Source organism: Longimicrobium sp., assembly GCA_036389135.1.
Lineage (GTDB): Bacteria > Gemmatimonadota > Gemmatimonadetes > Longimicrobiales > Longimicrobiaceae > Longimicrobium.
The window spans coordinates 112,561-126,318 of sequence record DASVQP010000048.1; the positions used below are offsets into that span (position 1 = coordinate 112,561).

General features: G+C 69.6%; 14 protein-coding genes and 1 tRNA gene. 9 read left to right on the forward strand and 6 right to left on the reverse strand.

Translation table 11 applies throughout. The features are described 5' to 3' along the window. The first annotated feature begins 65 nt into the window (after window positions 1-65). The 5 genes from hemW (at window position 66) to VF584_11980 (ending at window position 5,099) form a co-directional block, all read left to right on the forward strand. Window positions 66-1,232 carry a radical SAM family heme chaperone HemW gene (gene hemW, locus VF584_11960; GenBank protein ID HEX8210882.1) on the forward strand — a complete coding sequence of 389 codons (1,167 nt, stop codon included), beginning with the start codon at window positions 66-68 and terminating at the stop codon, window positions 1,230-1,232. 392 nt (window positions 1,233-1,624) lie between these two features. After that, window positions 1,625-2,674: a heat-inducible transcriptional repressor HrcA gene (hrcA, locus tag VF584_11965; GenBank protein ID HEX8210883.1), complete on the forward strand. Its 1,050-nt coding sequence runs from the start codon at window positions 1,625-1,627 to the stop codon at window positions 2,672-2,674. Between the two features lie 24 nt (window positions 2,675-2,698). Further along, a complete protein-coding gene (gene dnaJ / locus VF584_11970) occupies window positions 2,699-3,853 on the forward strand; it encodes a molecular chaperone DnaJ (protein ID HEX8210884.1) in 1,155 nt (384 codons plus the stop codon). After that, window positions 3,850-4,755, forward strand: coding sequence for a 50S ribosomal protein L11 methyltransferase (locus VF584_11975; protein HEX8210885.1), 906 nt, complete (start codon window positions 3,850-3,852; stop codon window positions 4,753-4,755). Before dnaJ ends, VF584_11975 begins: the two co-directional genes overlap by 4 nt. Beyond that, window positions 4,752-5,099, forward strand: a complete 348-nt coding sequence (locus VF584_11980) for a histidine triad nucleotide-binding protein (protein ID HEX8210886.1) — start codon at window positions 4,752-4,754, stop codon at window positions 5,097-5,099. Before VF584_11975 ends, VF584_11980 begins: the two co-directional genes overlap by 4 nt. Before the next feature lie 149 nt (window positions 5,100-5,248). Here VF584_11980 and VF584_11985 read toward each other — a convergent pair whose 3' ends face one another. The 6 genes from VF584_11985 to VF584_12010 all read right to left on the reverse strand — a co-directional run bounded on the left by VF584_11985 (window position 5,249) and on the right by VF584_12010 (window position 10,765). Then, entirely contained in the window at window positions 5,249-5,779 is a 531-nt protein-coding gene (locus tag VF584_11985) for a hypothetical protein (protein ID HEX8210887.1), read from the reverse strand. A gap of 171 nt (window positions 5,780-5,950) precedes the next feature. Next, window positions 5,951-6,790, reverse strand: coding sequence for a hypothetical protein (locus VF584_11990; GenBank protein ID HEX8210888.1), 840 nt, complete (start codon window positions 6,788-6,790; stop codon window positions 5,951-5,953). Window positions 6,791-6,818: 28 nt separating this feature from the next. After that, window positions 6,819-7,337 (reverse strand): hypothetical protein, encoded by a 519-nt coding sequence (locus VF584_11995; protein HEX8210889.1) that lies wholly within the window; start codon window positions 7,335-7,337, stop codon window positions 6,819-6,821. Window positions 7,338-7,367: 30 nt separating this feature from the next. Beyond that, window positions 7,368-8,066: an AIM24 family protein gene (locus VF584_12000; protein HEX8210890.1), complete on the reverse strand. Its 699-nt coding sequence runs from the start codon at window positions 8,064-8,066 to the stop codon at window positions 7,368-7,370. Window positions 8,067-8,142: 76 nt separating this feature from the next. Next, window positions 8,143-8,340 (reverse strand): hypothetical protein, encoded by a 198-nt coding sequence (locus tag VF584_12005; GenBank protein ID HEX8210891.1) that lies wholly within the window; start codon window positions 8,338-8,340, stop codon window positions 8,143-8,145. Between the two features lie 151 nt (window positions 8,341-8,491). Further along, a complete protein-coding gene (locus VF584_12010) occupies window positions 8,492-10,765 on the reverse strand; it encodes an aconitase family protein (GenBank protein HEX8210892.1) in 2,274 nt (757 codons plus the stop codon). Between the two features lie 120 nt (window positions 10,766-10,885). Here VF584_12010 and VF584_12015 point away from each other — a divergent pair. From VF584_12015 to VF584_12030, 4 genes are all read left to right on the forward strand, one after another. Beyond that, window positions 10,886-10,958: transfer RNA gene (locus VF584_12015), tRNA-Ala, on the forward strand. A 437-nt stretch (window positions 10,959-11,395) separates the two neighbouring features. Continuing rightward, window positions 11,396-12,007: a DUF6789 family protein gene (locus VF584_12020; protein HEX8210893.1), complete on the forward strand. Its 612-nt coding sequence runs from the start codon at window positions 11,396-11,398 to the stop codon at window positions 12,005-12,007. Further along, window positions 12,004-13,146: a hypothetical protein gene (locus tag VF584_12025; GenBank protein HEX8210894.1), complete on the forward strand. Its 1,143-nt coding sequence runs from the start codon at window positions 12,004-12,006 to the stop codon at window positions 13,144-13,146. The genes VF584_12020 and VF584_12025 overlap by 4 nt, the downstream gene beginning before the upstream one ends. Then, window positions 13,143-13,748: a colicin D domain-containing protein gene (locus VF584_12030; GenBank protein HEX8210895.1), complete on the forward strand. Its 606-nt coding sequence runs from the start codon at window positions 13,143-13,145 to the stop codon at window positions 13,746-13,748. The genes VF584_12025 and VF584_12030 overlap by 4 nt, the downstream gene beginning before the upstream one ends. The last annotated feature ends 10 nt before the right edge of the window (window positions 13,749-13,758 follow it).

The following is a 13,758-nucleotide window of genomic DNA, read 5'->3' on the forward strand; positions in this document are numbered from 1 at the left end:
TTCCCGCGCGGAACGTCCGGCTGGCTGCGGTGTCCCTGAGGTCCACCCGTCGCAAGGAGTGATCGTTGCCGTCTGGCCCGTCCGCGCCGCGTGCGCTGTACGTCCACGTCCCGTTCTGCGTGCGCCGCTGCTCGTACTGCGACTTCGCCGTGCAGGCCACGCGCGAGGCGCCCACGGCCGAGTGGCTCGACGCCGTCGTGGGCGAGATGCGCCTGCTGGCGGACGAGCGCGGGTGGACGGAGCCGCTCGCGCTGGACACGGTCTACGTCGGCGGCGGCACCCCGTCGCTCCTCGCGCCCGCAGCGATGGCGGAGCTGCGCGAGCGGCTGGCGCCCTTTGCCACCTGGAGCGACGCGGCGGAGTGGACGTGCGAGGCGAACCCGGAGAGCTTCACCGCGGCCACCGCCGCCGACTGGCGCGCCTCCGGCGTCAACCGCATCTCGCTGGGCGCGCAGACCTTTCACGAGCCCGCGCTGCGCTGGATGGGGCGGATGCACGGCGTGGAAGGCCCGCGGCGAGCGATGGACGCCGCGCGCGAGGCGGGCTTCGGCAACGTGAGCGTGGACCTGATCTTCGGCCTTCCGCAGCGCCTCGGCCGCGACTGGGGCGCCGACCTGCACCACGCCCTCACGCTGGAGCCGGAGCACGTCTCCCTCTACGGCCTCACCGCCGAGGCCGCCGCGCCGCTCGGCCGCTGGGTCCTGGAAGGCCGCGAGACGCTCGCCGACGACGACCGCTACGCGGACGAGTACCTCCTGGCGCACCGCCACCTGACCGCGGCCGGCTTCCGCCACTACGAGGTCTCCAACTTCGGCCTCCCGGGCCGGGAGTCGCGCCACAACGGCGTCTACTGGACGGGCGCGCCCTACGCCGCCCTCGGGCCCGGCGCGCACGCCTTCTACCCGCCGCTGCGCCGCTGGAACGTGCGAAGCTGGGACACCTATCGCGACTCCATCGCCGCCGGCCGCCTCCCGGTCGACGACGAGGAGACGGTGGATGACGAAACGCGCGCGCTGGAAGGAGCGTGGCTCGGTCTTCGCACGGACACCGGCTACCCGCTGGCCGACGCCTGCGACGCCGAGCTCCGCCTTGCGGATGCGTGGCGCGCGCGGGGGCTGGCGCACGCGGATGAAGCCGTGTTGCGGCTGACGGCGGAGGGGTGGCTGCTGCTGGACCGGCTGGCCGTGGAGCTGGCCGAAGCGGCGGAGGGGAGGGCGGTGTTGGCGGGATGAACGCGGGCGTCGAGGAAGGGCAAACGTGGGCGGACACGCAGGTCCGCCCCTACGAGCTGTCGTGTCGAAGGCGGCGGTCGGCGCGGGGGGGAGGGCGGGCGCGAAGGGCGGGTGTCAGAGCGTGGGCGGGCACGGGCAGCCACGCGGGGCGGCCCCTACGGGATTTGTGTGCGGAGGGCGAGGATCGAGGTGGGGGCAAGGGCGGGCGCGATGAATCGCGCCCCTACCGATCTGTGGAGCCCGGACCGCAGTTCTCCCCCTCGCCCGCCCTGCGCCCCCGCAGGCGGGGGAGGGGGCCGGGGGGAGGGGGCCATCCCGCCCAGCATTGCGCTCCCCTCCGCCAACCGCGAAATTCAACGGGTTTTCCAGCGTTTTCCACGGGCCACGGACCCATGACCGAGCAGCCGCTCAGCGAGCGCGAGCACGAGGTACTGGAGGCGGTCATCCGCACGTACGTGGAGACCGCCGAGCCCGCCGGGAGCCGCATGGTGGCCCGGCGCTTCGGGCTGGGGATCTCCCCGGCCACGGTGCGCAACACCATGAGCGACCTGGAGGAGAAGGGCTACCTCTTCCACCCGCACACCTCCGCCGGCCGCGTCCCCACCGACCTGGCCTACCGGCTGTACGTGGACGTCCTCATGTGCCGTACCCCCCTCACCTCCGGCGAGGAGCTCGCCATCCGGCGCGAGCTGGCGGCCGGGGCGGGGGAGGGCGCGGCCATCGAGCAGCTCGTGCGCAGGGCGGCGCAGGTGGTAGGGCTGCTCACGCAGGAGCTGGGGGTGGCGATGGCGCCGCGGCTGGACGAGGCCGTGCTGGAGCGGCTCGACCTGGTGCCGCTCGGCGAGGCCAAGGTGCTCCTGGTGCTGCGCCTGCGCGCAGCGGGGGTGCGCACCATCTACGTGGACGTGCCCACCCTCATCGCCCCCACCACGCTGGAGTCGGTTGGGCGGGTGCTGAACGAGCGGCTGGGCGGCCTCACGCTGGGGCAGATCCGCGCCACCCTCCCCGAGCGGCTGCGCGACACCGTGTCCACCGGCCGCGGCGAAGCGGAGCTGCTCAACGTCTTCATGCAGCAGGCCGACGAGTGGTTCGCGGCGCCCGCGCACGGCGACGCGGATCTGCACCTGGGTCGCGCTTCGGTGCTGGCGGACCAGCCGGAGTTCGCCAGCGGCGACCGGCTGCGCGCCCTCATGGAGCTCACCGAGCGGCGCGACCTCCTCAAGCGGGTGGTGGGGACTCGCGCGGCCGGCGGCCTCAACGTCACCATCGGCGTGGAGCACGACGACCCGGCGCTCTCCAACTTCACCCTGGTGACTTCCGAGTACCGCTCCGGCGACCTCAAGGGCGTCATCGGGGTGATCGGGCCCACCCGGATGCCGTACGAGCGCGTTGTGGCGCTGGTGGACACCACTTCGACGCTGATTTCGGAACTTCTCGGCTGACAAAGCCGCTGCGCAGATAATGGGATGAGAGACTACTACGAGATTCTTGCGGTGGAGCGTACCGCGGATGGCGAAGCGATCAAGAAGGCGTACCGCAAGCTCGCCCTCCAGTACCACCCCGACCGCAACGGCGGGGACAAGGAGGCCGAGGAGAAGTTCAAGGAGGCCACCGAGGCGTACGAGGTGCTCCGCGACGCCGACAAGCGCGCCGCCTACGACCGCTTCGGCCACGCGGGCGTCAAGGGTCGCGCGGGTGGCGGCGGGGGGCAGCAGTACGGCGGCTTCGGCTTCGAGGACGCGCTCAACATCTTCATGCGTGACTTCGGCGGCTTCGGGGGGCTGGAGGACCTGTTCGGCGGCGGTGCGGGGCGCGGGCGCGGCGGGGCACAGCGCGGCAAGGACCTGCAGATCAAGCTGACCGTGTCCCTGCCCGAGGTGGCGTCGGGGGTCAAGAAGACGGTCAAGATCCGCGCGCTCGACGCCTGCTCCAAGTGCACCGGCGCGGGCTCCGAAGACCCGTCCGGCCCCGCCACCTGCCCCGGATGCCAGGGGGCGGGGCAGGTGCGCCGGGTGCAGCGCAGCGTCTTCGGCCAGTTCGTCAGCGCCAGCGTCTGCCCGCAGTGCCAGGGCGCGGGGCAGATCATCAAGAACCCGTGCAAGAAGTGCGGGGGCGACGGCCGCGAGCGCGGCGAGCAGACGCTGGAGATCCAGATTCCGGCCGGCGTCAGCACCAATAACTACCTGACGCTCCGCGGGCAGGGGAACGCGGGCCCGCGCAACGGTCCGCGCGGCGACGTGATCGCGGTGATCGAGGTGGAGGAAGATCCACGCTTCGAGCGCGAGGACACCGATCTCGTCTTCGACCTCCCGCTCTCCTTCAGCGCCGCGGCGCTGGGGCAGGAGGTGGACGTCCCCACGGTGTACGGCGACGAGCGCGTGCGCATCCCCGCCGGCACGCAGAGCGGCGACGTGCTCACGCTGCGCGGCAAGGGCCTCCCGCAGCTCGGCGGCGGCCCCAAGGGCGACCAGCACGTCCGCATCCACGTATGGACGCCCACCGAGCTTTCCGCCGAGCAGGAGGAGCTCTTCCGCCGCCTCGCCGAGCTGGAGGGCCCCGTGCCGACCGGCGACCGGCCGAGCGGTTTCTGGAGCCGGGTCAAGGACGTGTTCGCCGCGTGAGCGCTCCCGACCGCTGGCTCGTGCTGTTGGTGCGGCTGGACGATCCCGATCTGCGCGCGTTGGCCGGCGAGGCACTCGTCGGGCTCGGCGCCGGTGCGGTGCAGGAGACGGCCGACGCGCTGGTCACCTACCTCGCGCCGCCGGAAGACCCGGACGCGTTCGTGGAAGAGGCGCGCGCGGCCATCGCGGACGCGCTGCCGGAAGGCGCGGCGCCCGAGCTGTCGTGGCACTGGCAGGACAACGAAGACTGGGCCCGCACCTGGAAGCAGGGGCTGGCCCCGCGCGTCCTTTCGCCGCGCCTGGTGGTGAAGCCGACCTGGACGGAGTGGGACGCCGCCCCCGGCCAGATCGTGCTCGACGTGGATCCGCAGATGGCGTTCGGCACCGGGGAGCACGCTACCACGCGCGGCTGCCTCCGCCTCCTCGACCGCGTCGTGCGCGAGGGCGACCGGGTGCTGGACGTGGGCTCCGGCTCCGCGATCCTCGCCATCGCGGCGGTGCGGCTGGGCGCGGCGGAGGCGGTGGCGGTGGAGTACGATCCCGACGCCAACATCAACGCGCTGGAGAACATCGAGCAGAACGGCACCGTCGGCCGCGTTCGCATCGTGGAGGCGCTCGCCGAGCCGGGGATGATGGCGGAACTGGGGCGCTTCGACCTGGTGCTCGCCAACATCCTGAGCGGCGTCATCCGCCCGCTCCTCCCCGCCTTCCGCGACGCGCTGGGCGGCTCGCCGGACGGGCGGCTGATCGTGAGCGGCATCCTCCTAAGCGAGCACGCCGACGTCCTGCGCGACGCCGAGGCCGCCGGCTTCCGCATGCAGACCACCGACGAGGAGGACGAGTGGTGGAGCGCCCTGTTGGTGCCGGTTGCCGGCTTCCATCCACCCGCGAGAGCCCAATGAACGACTGCATCTTCTGCAAGATCGCCGCGGGTGAGATCCCGTCGAATCTCGTGTACCAGGACGAGCACGTCGTCGCCTTCCCGGACATCCACCCGGCGGCCCCCGTGCACGTGCTGGTGGTCCCTCGCAAGCACGTCCAATCCGTCGCCCACCTCGGTGACGGAGATCTGGAGCTCGCCGGCCGCCTCCTGCTCGCCGCGCGCACGGTCGCGCAGCAGGCGGGCGTAGCGGAAGCCGGCTACCGCGTCATCATCAACATCGGCGACGAGGGCGGCCAGACGGTGCCGCACCTGCACCTCCACGTCATCGGCGGCCGCCAGCTCACCGGCCACGGCACGGCCTGACCCGCCCCCGAATCTCCGTAGGGGCGTGATTCATCACGCCCTCAGCCGCGGAAGCACCTGGGCGGGGACGAGAACACGACAAAAGAGGCACAGAGATTTCTCTGTGCCTCTTCACTTGGCTATCGCCCGCCTGTGTGCTGGGGAGCGGCTCAGGCAGCTTCGCGGATGGGCAGGATGAGCTGCTCGCGGCTGTGAGCTTCCGGCGCGATGTCAGGGTCGAGGCGCGCGATCTGGCCGGCGGCGAAGGCGCGGAGCAAGACGCCCAGCGCGCGCTCGGGGGTATACTCCGGCACCCCCACGCGCTCGATCTCGGCCGCGCTGGTCCAGTCCAGCTTCCACCCCTCCAGCATGCTCAGGAACCCGTCGAGCGCGCGCGACGGCGTGGGGGTGGCCGCCGGCCGGATCTGCGGCTCCCGCCAGATGCGGCTCCCCGGGCGAGCCCGCGTCGCGGGCGGCACGAAGACGCGGCGCAGCGCACGCTGGCTCCCCAGCTTCCGCTCGATCCGGCAGAGCGCCGCGTACTTCAGCCGCCGCGCCTCGATGGTCTGCGGCGCCTCCAGCTCGCGCTGCAGCTGCTCGGCCGCTCGGGCGAGCTGCTCGGGAGTGAGCGCGGAGAAGTCGCGGATCGTCTCCGGCGCGTCCAGGTTGGGTGCGGCGCTGCGCATGCGGGGACGGCCCATGGTCACCTGACTGGTCAGCGTGTGGCGGACCCGAGCCTCTGAGTCGCTCGGCGGGACACGGCGATGGGGCAGGGCGTGTGCCGTTGAGGGTTTGTAAGCTGTATCCATACAACGGAAAAGCGGCCCCGAGCGAAGCCGTTTTCTGCCGGACCCTGGGCGTGCGTCTGCGGCCTAGTGCTGGATCGTGGTGACCCGCCCATTCTCGAAGTAGACGTAGGTGCCGCGGCCGTACACCCACTGCTCCCGGCGGCCGTAGCGCGTGATGGTGGTGTGCACGTCCGCGGGCTCGCCCCACGATTCGAGTACGAGGCGCTCCGACCAGCCGATCCGGATGGTGCCGGCCATGAGGTCGCGCAGCAGCGTGCCGGTGTAGCCGCGCGCCCGTAGATACTGCTCCCGCTCGCGCCGCCGGGCAGCCTCCGCCGCCTCCAGATTCCGGGCGTAGTTGGCGCGGGCCTCCTGCGCCGCTCGCGCCGCCGCGGCCTCCTTCGCCCGGCGCAGCGCAGCGATGCTGTCGGCGGGAGCCAGCACCCGCTCTGGTTCGTGCCACGTGTATCGGACGAGCGAGCCATCCGCCCTGACGCCCCGCAGGTCGGAATAGCTGGATTCAACGAAATGAGGGACGTACAGGAGGTAGCGCTGATCGGATTTCAGCAGGACCGAGTGAAGACGCCCGTCCGTTTCGCGGCAGCGCATCCCGACGACGTCGAAGTGCGTTGCATCGCGCCCGGCCGGGCGGCGGATCTCGATCCGATGGTGCGAACCCGGCGCCCGGCCGGCGACGAAGGCGTAGAACTTCGCGCCTGGTTCAGCGTCTCCGTCGAGCCGTACGGTTGACGGCAGGGTGACGCCGGCTCCGCACGCCACTACTCCGTTGAAGTCGAACGCCGGCGGGCTCTGCAGGGGCAAAAAAGGCGCGAGTACTCCCGCCCAGCCGCCGCCTCCGCTCTGGCCGAGGAGCGGCGATGCGCAGGCGAGAGCGGCAGCGCACAGGACCAAGACAGAACGCATCTTCTCTCCCGACGACGTGGTGGATGAGCTACGGCCCGCCCGCCCCGCATTGCCTGATCGGCGCGTCCGCCGCGGAGGGCGGGGGAGCGGTGCGGGGGGCGAGCGCGAAGGCGGCGACGGGGAAGGTGGTCCGATTCCGGGGAAGGCGACGCGGGGTCAGCGTGCAGCCGCGCACCCGTCCGTCGGCTTCGATGGGGCCGGCGAGCTGGACGTTCAGACCGAAGTTGCTCCGCGCGCCGTGGCTCCACACCAGACGGTCGCCCTCCAGCCTCCCAAAGATTACCTGCGGTCCATCATCCGTGTAGAACGTCCAGGCGGTGTCGGTGCCCGCGGCGGTCCGCCGCCATTCGGTGGCAAAGGAAACCGTGACGGTGTCGTGACGCTCCTCACCCAGCCAGATCACGACGCCATGGTAGCCGCCGCCCAGCCCGGGACCGGCACGCGGGGCAGGCGCCGGCGTGGCGCACCCGGCGACGAGGAGGCACGCGGCCGCGCGGCGAAGCGCCCGCGAGTGCCGCATCGCGAGGACGCACGAGATCATGGACATGCTTCCGGAATGCACGGATGCGTAGTGCCGCTACTTCGAATCGGCCTGCATGTAGACCTCTTCGTACGGCTGCAGCACCACCCAGCCGTTCCCCTCGAAGCGAAGTTGGATCGACTCGCCGCTGCCGCGCCCGATCAGCGTCTTGAAGGAGATGTCGGTGTGGATCCCCGGGGCCAGGTCGCCGGACCAGGCGACCGTGGCGTTGGGGTCGGTGAAGACGGGCTGGCCGGGCGTCACGCGCAGGGTGATCGGGACGTAATGCGTCGTGATCGCCACCATCCCCGGCCCGCTGACGCGAATGTTGAAGAGCCCGCCGGAGGCCATCCCCGCCACGCGCCGCATCATCTTGATCTCGTAGCTCATCCCGTCTTCCAGCGCCAGCAGGTCGTTGCCGTTCACGAAGATGGTCTCGCCCGCGGCGAGGTTCAGCACCTGGATGCGCTTGCCGGCCTCGGCCAGGTACACGCGGCCGCGGCCTTCCATCTTCATGAGCGTGGTGCCCTCGCCGGTCACCATCTTCTTGAGCAGGTTGCCCAGCCCCTGCTCCAGCGCCCCCTGCCGGGTGAACTTGACGGCGCCCACGTAGCCGATCATCGCGCCCATCTTGCACCACACGCGCCCGTCGAGGTTCACCTCCAGGGTGTACGGGTTTTCCATCTCGAACTTGCCGCGCGCCTCCTCCTTCTGGCTGGTGGCGGCGACGAACTCCTGTACGGTCTGGACGGCCATGGGCCTCTCCTGGCGTGTGGTGGGGTCGATCGGTGGGGCAGGGGTGCTCGGCAGCGCGGCGGGGAGCCGCGCGCGGTCAGCCGTCGCCGCGCTCGCGCTCCGCGGGCACGGCCATGCTCTCGGGCGACATGGCGGCGCGCAGCTCGCGCATGGCGGCCGCGGCGCTCCCGCCCGAGCGGGCCGCGCGCCCGGCCAGCACGCGCAGGATGTCGTCCCAGTCCGTGTTGTCGGGAAGGCTCTGGATCAGCCGCAGGGCTTCGCTCTTGGCATTCATACGGGCTGCGTGGGGAGGGGGTGTTTTCCGAAAATAACCCGAAGATACCGGCTCTTCGTGTCCCGCACAAGCGTGTCGTGGTGCGTGCCCAAGGAAGCGGCCCCCGGCACCGAAGCGCCGGGGGCCGCATCGCAAGAGCGGTTCCCGCGGGCTAGACCCCGGCGGGCTCGCCCAGCGGCTCGTACGCCGTGATGTACCCCGCCATCGCGGACGCCGCCACGGTGTAGGGCGAGGCGAGGTAGAGCTGCCCCGGCCCCGAGCGTCCCGGGAAGTTGCGGTTGATGGCGCTCACCGTCACGTCCGTCGGCTTGCGGCTGACGCCCGGGCCCGCGTTGATGCAGGCGCCACACGAGGGCTCGATGAAGGTGGCCCCCACGGCTTCGAAGACGCGGTCGTACCCCTGCTCCTGGCAGTACGCGTACACCTCCTGCGAGCCGCACTGGATGTAGAGCTGCACGTGCTCCGGCTTGCGCTCGCCGCGCTCGTGCGCCTCGCGGAGGACGCGGGCGTACATGTCCATGTCCTCCTTCTTCCCGGCCGTGCAGCTCCCCGCGTACGCGATGTCGATCCGCACCGTCTCCTCCATCTCCTCCACGTACATCCCGTTCCCCGGGTCGCCGGGCAGCGCGATCATGGGGCGGAGCTGCGACGCGTCGATCTCGATGGTCTTCACGTACTCGGCGCCCTCGTCCGAGAAGAGCCCCTCGCAGAGCGCCTCGGCCTCGGCGCGCTCCATCCCGCGCTGCTGCACCAGGTACTCCACCGTCTTGGCGTCCGGCGCCACGAGGCCCGTGAACGCCCCCACCTCCGCCGCCATGTTGGTCATGGTGGCGCGCTCGTCCACCGAGAGCGACTCCACGGCCGGCCCGGCGTACTCGATGATCTGCCCGATCGCGTGCCCGTCCTTGATGTACGGGTGGCGCAGGATCTCCAGCATGAAGTCCTTGGCCGTCACGTTCTCCGGCTTCTCGCCCGTGACGACTACGCGGAACGACTTGGGCACCTCGACGCGCACGTCCTTGGTGATCCACGAGTTGAAGATCGCCGTCGTCCCCACGCCGAAGGCCACGCACCCCACGGCCCCCGCGTGCGGCGTGTGGCTGTCCGAGCCGATGATGACGTGGCCGGGGAGCGCATACGCCTCAAGGATCTTGCTGTGGCAGATCGCCTCGGAGCCGTGCTTGCCGTGCCCCAGCTCGCCGTACAGCCGCACCCCCTGCTTCTCCGCGAACTCGCGCTGCTTTACCTCCAGCTGGTTCGCCACGTCCAGCAGCCCGAGCTGCACGCGCTCCGGCGACATGGCGTCCTTGAGGAAGGTCAGGTGGTCGCGGAAGAAGAGGATCGACTCCGGCTCCAGCACCCGCTCGTCCGGGCCCACCAGCTGCTCGAAGAAGATGGCGGACATCGGCGTCACGTACTCGTGGCTGAAGCGGATGTCCGTCTGCACGAAGCCGGAATCGCCCGGCTGCACCCACTCCACGCCGATCTCGCCGCGCGCCAGGTCCTTGACCCAGTGCCGCGCAAAGATCTTCTCCGCGATGGTCATGGGGCGCGCCCGGCGGCCGTGCGCATGCCCCTCCGGCGCCGTCAGCTTGTCCGACTCCACGTTGGAAGTGGAGGTGGCCACGAACTGCGCCGCCGCGTAGTCCACACCCGTCTCCGGGCCGGGGCCGGGGAGGTTCCCCTCGCCGCTCCCGCGCATGGCGCGCACGTCGTCCGCGTCCGTGGAAGCGGGCGCGTCGCCAGGCATCCCGTGGTGGCAGGAGATGGGCGGCGTGTTAACCTTCCCCTGCAGCCGCGCCACGTTGTAGTTGAAGAGCCCGCCGTGCTCGATGATCCCGCGCGTGATCTCGTCCGCCCCATCCGTGAACTCGGTGAGGGGGATCGTCTCGCCGCTGCGGATGCGCTCCACCAGCTCGAAGTTGGTGGAGGTGAGGACGCCCAGGTTCTGGCAGTTTTCGCGGTAGATGCGCTCGATGTTCTCGGCGATCACCACCTTGATCCCGGCCATCATCTCCGCGTAAGGGCTCTGCTCGCGCGACGACCCCTTGCCGCGCCGCCTCCCCGACACCGAGGCCACGAAGCCGCCCTTTTTGACGCTCCCCTGCTTGATGGGGAACTGGTCGCCGGCCTTGAGCCCCAGGTAGGGGAACTCGCCCAGCGTCTCGTCGAAGTAGTAGCAGATGTATGCCGGCGTGATCTCGTCGGTGGAGATGTTGTCGCGCAGCCGTGCGCGCACCTCGTCGGTCAGCTCGACCTCCTCGCCCTCCAACTGGCGGCGCACCAGCTCGGGGTCGTCCACCAGGAAGAGGATACGCCCTTCCAGGCGGACCTCCGGCGGAAGCTTTTCGATCTCGCGGTTGAGCAGGGAGGCGATCATGACGCGGCCTTGCAGGGGAAGCTCGGGCGCCGGAATCTGGCGCATGTAATCCATTGTCTGCCGATCGTGAAAGATGGCGCCGCGCCGCCCCGCCTGCAAGCGCCCGCCGCCACAAGTGGCGGGTTGATCTTCGCGCCTGCACGCGCTAAATTGTCCCCTCCACACGGGGCGTTAGCTCAGCTGGGAGAGCATCCGCTTTGCAAGCGGAAGGTCATCGGTTCGAACCCGATACGCTCCATACTTATGCACGTGACGCGTCCGGACTCCCATCGGGGTCTTGGACGTGTTTGCGTTTCAGAACCTCAGTGCCCCTGATAACCTCTCGTACGGGATACTCGGGCCGGTTGGTCCGCTACCCCGTGCCGCCAGCCATGATACCCTGGCTCTCGTAACAGGACACAGTTATTGTCGTGAGTGAGTCCTGCCGATGGTTTGCGGGCGGGTCCTTACTACCTCGTGGTGTCTTGGCGGCGGGCTGTACTTGCCGCGTCCAACGAGGAGGCGCCCCCGGAGCAATGAGGGAAAGCGTATGTGTCCGCATCAGCTTCGTGCGTCGGCGGGTGACGCTTCGGGTGTGGGAGCCGCCAAGCGGGTTTCCGCGTGAAAGCGAGAGGAGCCATTCGATTCGGCCGGAGTGGAGGGAACGCCGCATGGCAGGCGGTTTTGGCGGTTGCCATGCTGGCCAGCGGGTTCGCGCTGGTGGCCACTATCGTCACCGATCTTCCTCTTTGGCTGAGCCTTGCGTCGCTGGGGACGATGGCGGTCCTCCTCGTGTGCCTCCGTTGGTCCCATAGCGACGCGGGGGGTCGGCTGCATCTGTGGGCGCAGATGCGCGCCGGCTGCATCGCGGGGCTGGCGGCAACCGTCGCTTACGACGCCAGCCGCCTTCTTCTCGTCCAGTTGGGGCGGCTTCCGCTCTCGCCCTTCGAGACGTTCGGCATTTTCGGACAACTCATCGTCGGCGGGGGTGCCCCATCCTGGCTGACAATTGGCGTGGGCACCGCCTACCACGTCCTCAACGGGGTTGCATTCGCGATCGGATACTGTTTCCTGCTGGGAGGGCGGAGCTGGAGGTGGGGCGTGGCCTGGGGCCTGGGACTGGAAGCGGGAATGCTCGTGCTCTATCCCGGCTGGCTGCAGCTCGAGGCGGTAATGGTTGAGTTTGCCACGATGTCGTTTGTTGGCCACCTCTGCTACGGAAGCGTTCTTGGAGTGGTGAGCGAACATCGCCTGCGCCCCTCTCCGCAAGTGCTGGCGGGTGATCAACCAGGAGCACAATCCGAATGAATGCCCTCGGCGCGCTGTGGTGGGAGCGACTCCCCAGTCTCGGTAGTCGATTCTCAAGAATGCTGGGGACAGCTCTTGGGGAGGGGATTTACCTGTCGGCATGGCCGCGAATCGCCGCGTTCGCGCCGGCGGGGGCACTCGTCATGGGCATTCTTGCCGGATGGTGGCGTTTCGGGGGCGAACAGGTTTTCACTCAGTCAGAGCTCATCATCGCGATGGCGCTCGGCCTCGGGTTGGTCGCGGCTCAACTTGGCGTGGTCTTCACGCTCGGGTACGCCCTTGGGGACCTCCTGCTCTGGCGCCATCCTGGGTTTCCCGTCTACGACTTCACGGATCGCGTTCATCTCTTCGGCGGGCTCCTCGTGGTCTACGCCGCACTCGCGATGCTTGCCGCCGGGGTTCCGCTCGCCGTGCGCGCCTTGCGCGCTGGGGCGCCGCTGCCCTTCGAGCGCGGCCCCGATGTCCGGGTAGTAATCGATGTTCTTCTTGGCGCGGTGTTCTCGGCGGGCCTGATCTGGTTGTACGTGCAGGCCCTGCCGATGCTCATCCGACCGCTCTTTACATGGCAGGGCTCCGTCCCGAGTGTGGAGTCGGTCAGTCCTGCCCAGCAGGGCACCTGGATGTTCGTCCTCGTGGCGGCCATGGTTGGGGGTTGCCGAGTGCTCGCCGAGTACGGTGCCTGCGTGTTGGACCCCGGAGGTATCGAACGCCGGGCCGCAGCCCTGGATGCGCTCCAGCCGAGCTTCTGGGAGATGTTGCCCGTGGCTCTGCGCGTCCCTCTCACCTCGATGTTCGCCACGTTTCTGCTTGGTGGGCTCCTTTCTACCTGGATCGAGGCCACCCTTCTATTAGCGGGGCTCCTTGCGATCAATTTCGCCCGGGTGCTGCTTCCCCCGCGGATTCCGGCGTGGCCGCGGACGATGGAGCGCATTCCCGTCGTCTTCCGGCTCCCTGCTGCGCTTGGCCTCAGCTATCTGGTTGCTTCCTGGATCGTCTCTGGCCGGCTCGGGGGGCAGAGTTTCCTGCCATTGATCGGAGGGTTCCTTGTCGGCCTGCTGTCCGTGGCCCTTTGGTTCCCATCCGACGAGGCCGGTCGCGAGGCAAGGGCCCGGGAAGCCGTTGCGGAGGGGGGACCGTGAGCCGAGCTTCGCGGGTAACATTCGTCGCGGTGGGGAGCCCCGCTCTGGCGTTCGGCGTCGCCACCCCAGCGTGGGCCGACAACTGCAGCGGCTTGTCCGACTGCTTTTCCGGAAACCTGCTTCCAGCGCTGCTGCTCCTCCTTGGCCTGATTCTGCTCGTGGCCGCGGCCTGGTACCTGGGGCCACTCCTGGCTCGCTTTGCGATGGGCGCGGCGCTCCGCGCAATGTTCGCCACGGCCGGCCGGAGCCGAATCGCGTTGGGCGTCGCGGGCCTTCTAAGCCGGTTCGCGAGCCGGGCGATGAGTTTTTCCACCCAGAGCCTACAACATGCGTTCAAGCACGCAGCGGACTTCGGCATGGGGGGAAATTGGAGCAAGGCTGCGGGAGCAGCGTTTCAGCAAGCGATTCAGAGCCACATCCGGGCCGCGGGTACGCTCGTGATCCGGGGGACGTATCGTGGGAATCCGGTCACTCACTTCTTCAACCCGAAAACAGGCCTTAACGTGATTCGAGACGCACAGGGTGCGTTCCAGAGTGGGTGGCGGCTGAGCGCTAAACAAATCGAATACCTGCTTCGCACCGGGTCACTCGGAGGAGGCTGAAATGGAAAGA

Excerpts from the sequence above, each read along its gene's own strand:
- VF584_12025 (HEX8210894.1), top strand. The coding sequence starts at position 12,004 with ATGAATGCCCTCGGCGCGCTGTGGTGGGAGCGACTCCCCAGTCTCGGT.
- dnaJ (HEX8210884.1), top strand. The coding sequence starts at position 2,699 with ATGAGAGACTACTACGAGATTCTTGCGGTGGAGCGTACCGCGGATGGC.
- VF584_11995 (HEX8210889.1), bottom strand. The coding sequence starts at position 7,337 with ATGTCCATGATCTCGTGCGTCCTCGCGATGCGGCACTCGCGGGCGCTT.
- VF584_11980 (HEX8210886.1), top strand. The coding sequence starts at position 4,752 with ATGAACGACTGCATCTTCTGCAAGATCGCCGCGGGTGAGATCCCGTCG.
- hrcA (HEX8210883.1), top strand. The coding sequence starts at position 1,625 with ATGACCGAGCAGCCGCTCAGCGAGCGCGAGCACGAGGTACTGGAGGCG.
- VF584_11990 (HEX8210888.1), bottom strand. The coding sequence starts at position 6,790 with ATGCGTTCTGTCTTGGTCCTGTGCGCTGCCGCTCTCGCCTGCGCATCG.
- VF584_11985 (HEX8210887.1), bottom strand. The coding sequence starts at position 5,779 with ATGGGCCGTCCCCGCATGCGCAGCGCCGCACCCAACCTGGACGCGCCG.
- VF584_12005 (HEX8210891.1), bottom strand. The coding sequence starts at position 8,340 with ATGAATGCCAAGAGCGAAGCCCTGCGGCTGATCCAGAGCCTTCCCGAC.
- VF584_12000 (HEX8210890.1), bottom strand. The coding sequence starts at position 8,066 with ATGGCCGTCCAGACCGTACAGGAGTTCGTCGCCGCCACCAGCCAGAAG.
- VF584_12010 (HEX8210892.1), bottom strand. The coding sequence starts at position 10,765 with ATGCGCCAGATTCCGGCGCCCGAGCTTCCCCTGCAAGGCCGCGTCATG.
- VF584_12020 (HEX8210893.1), top strand. The coding sequence starts at position 11,396 with ATGCTGGCCAGCGGGTTCGCGCTGGTGGCCACTATCGTCACCGATCTT.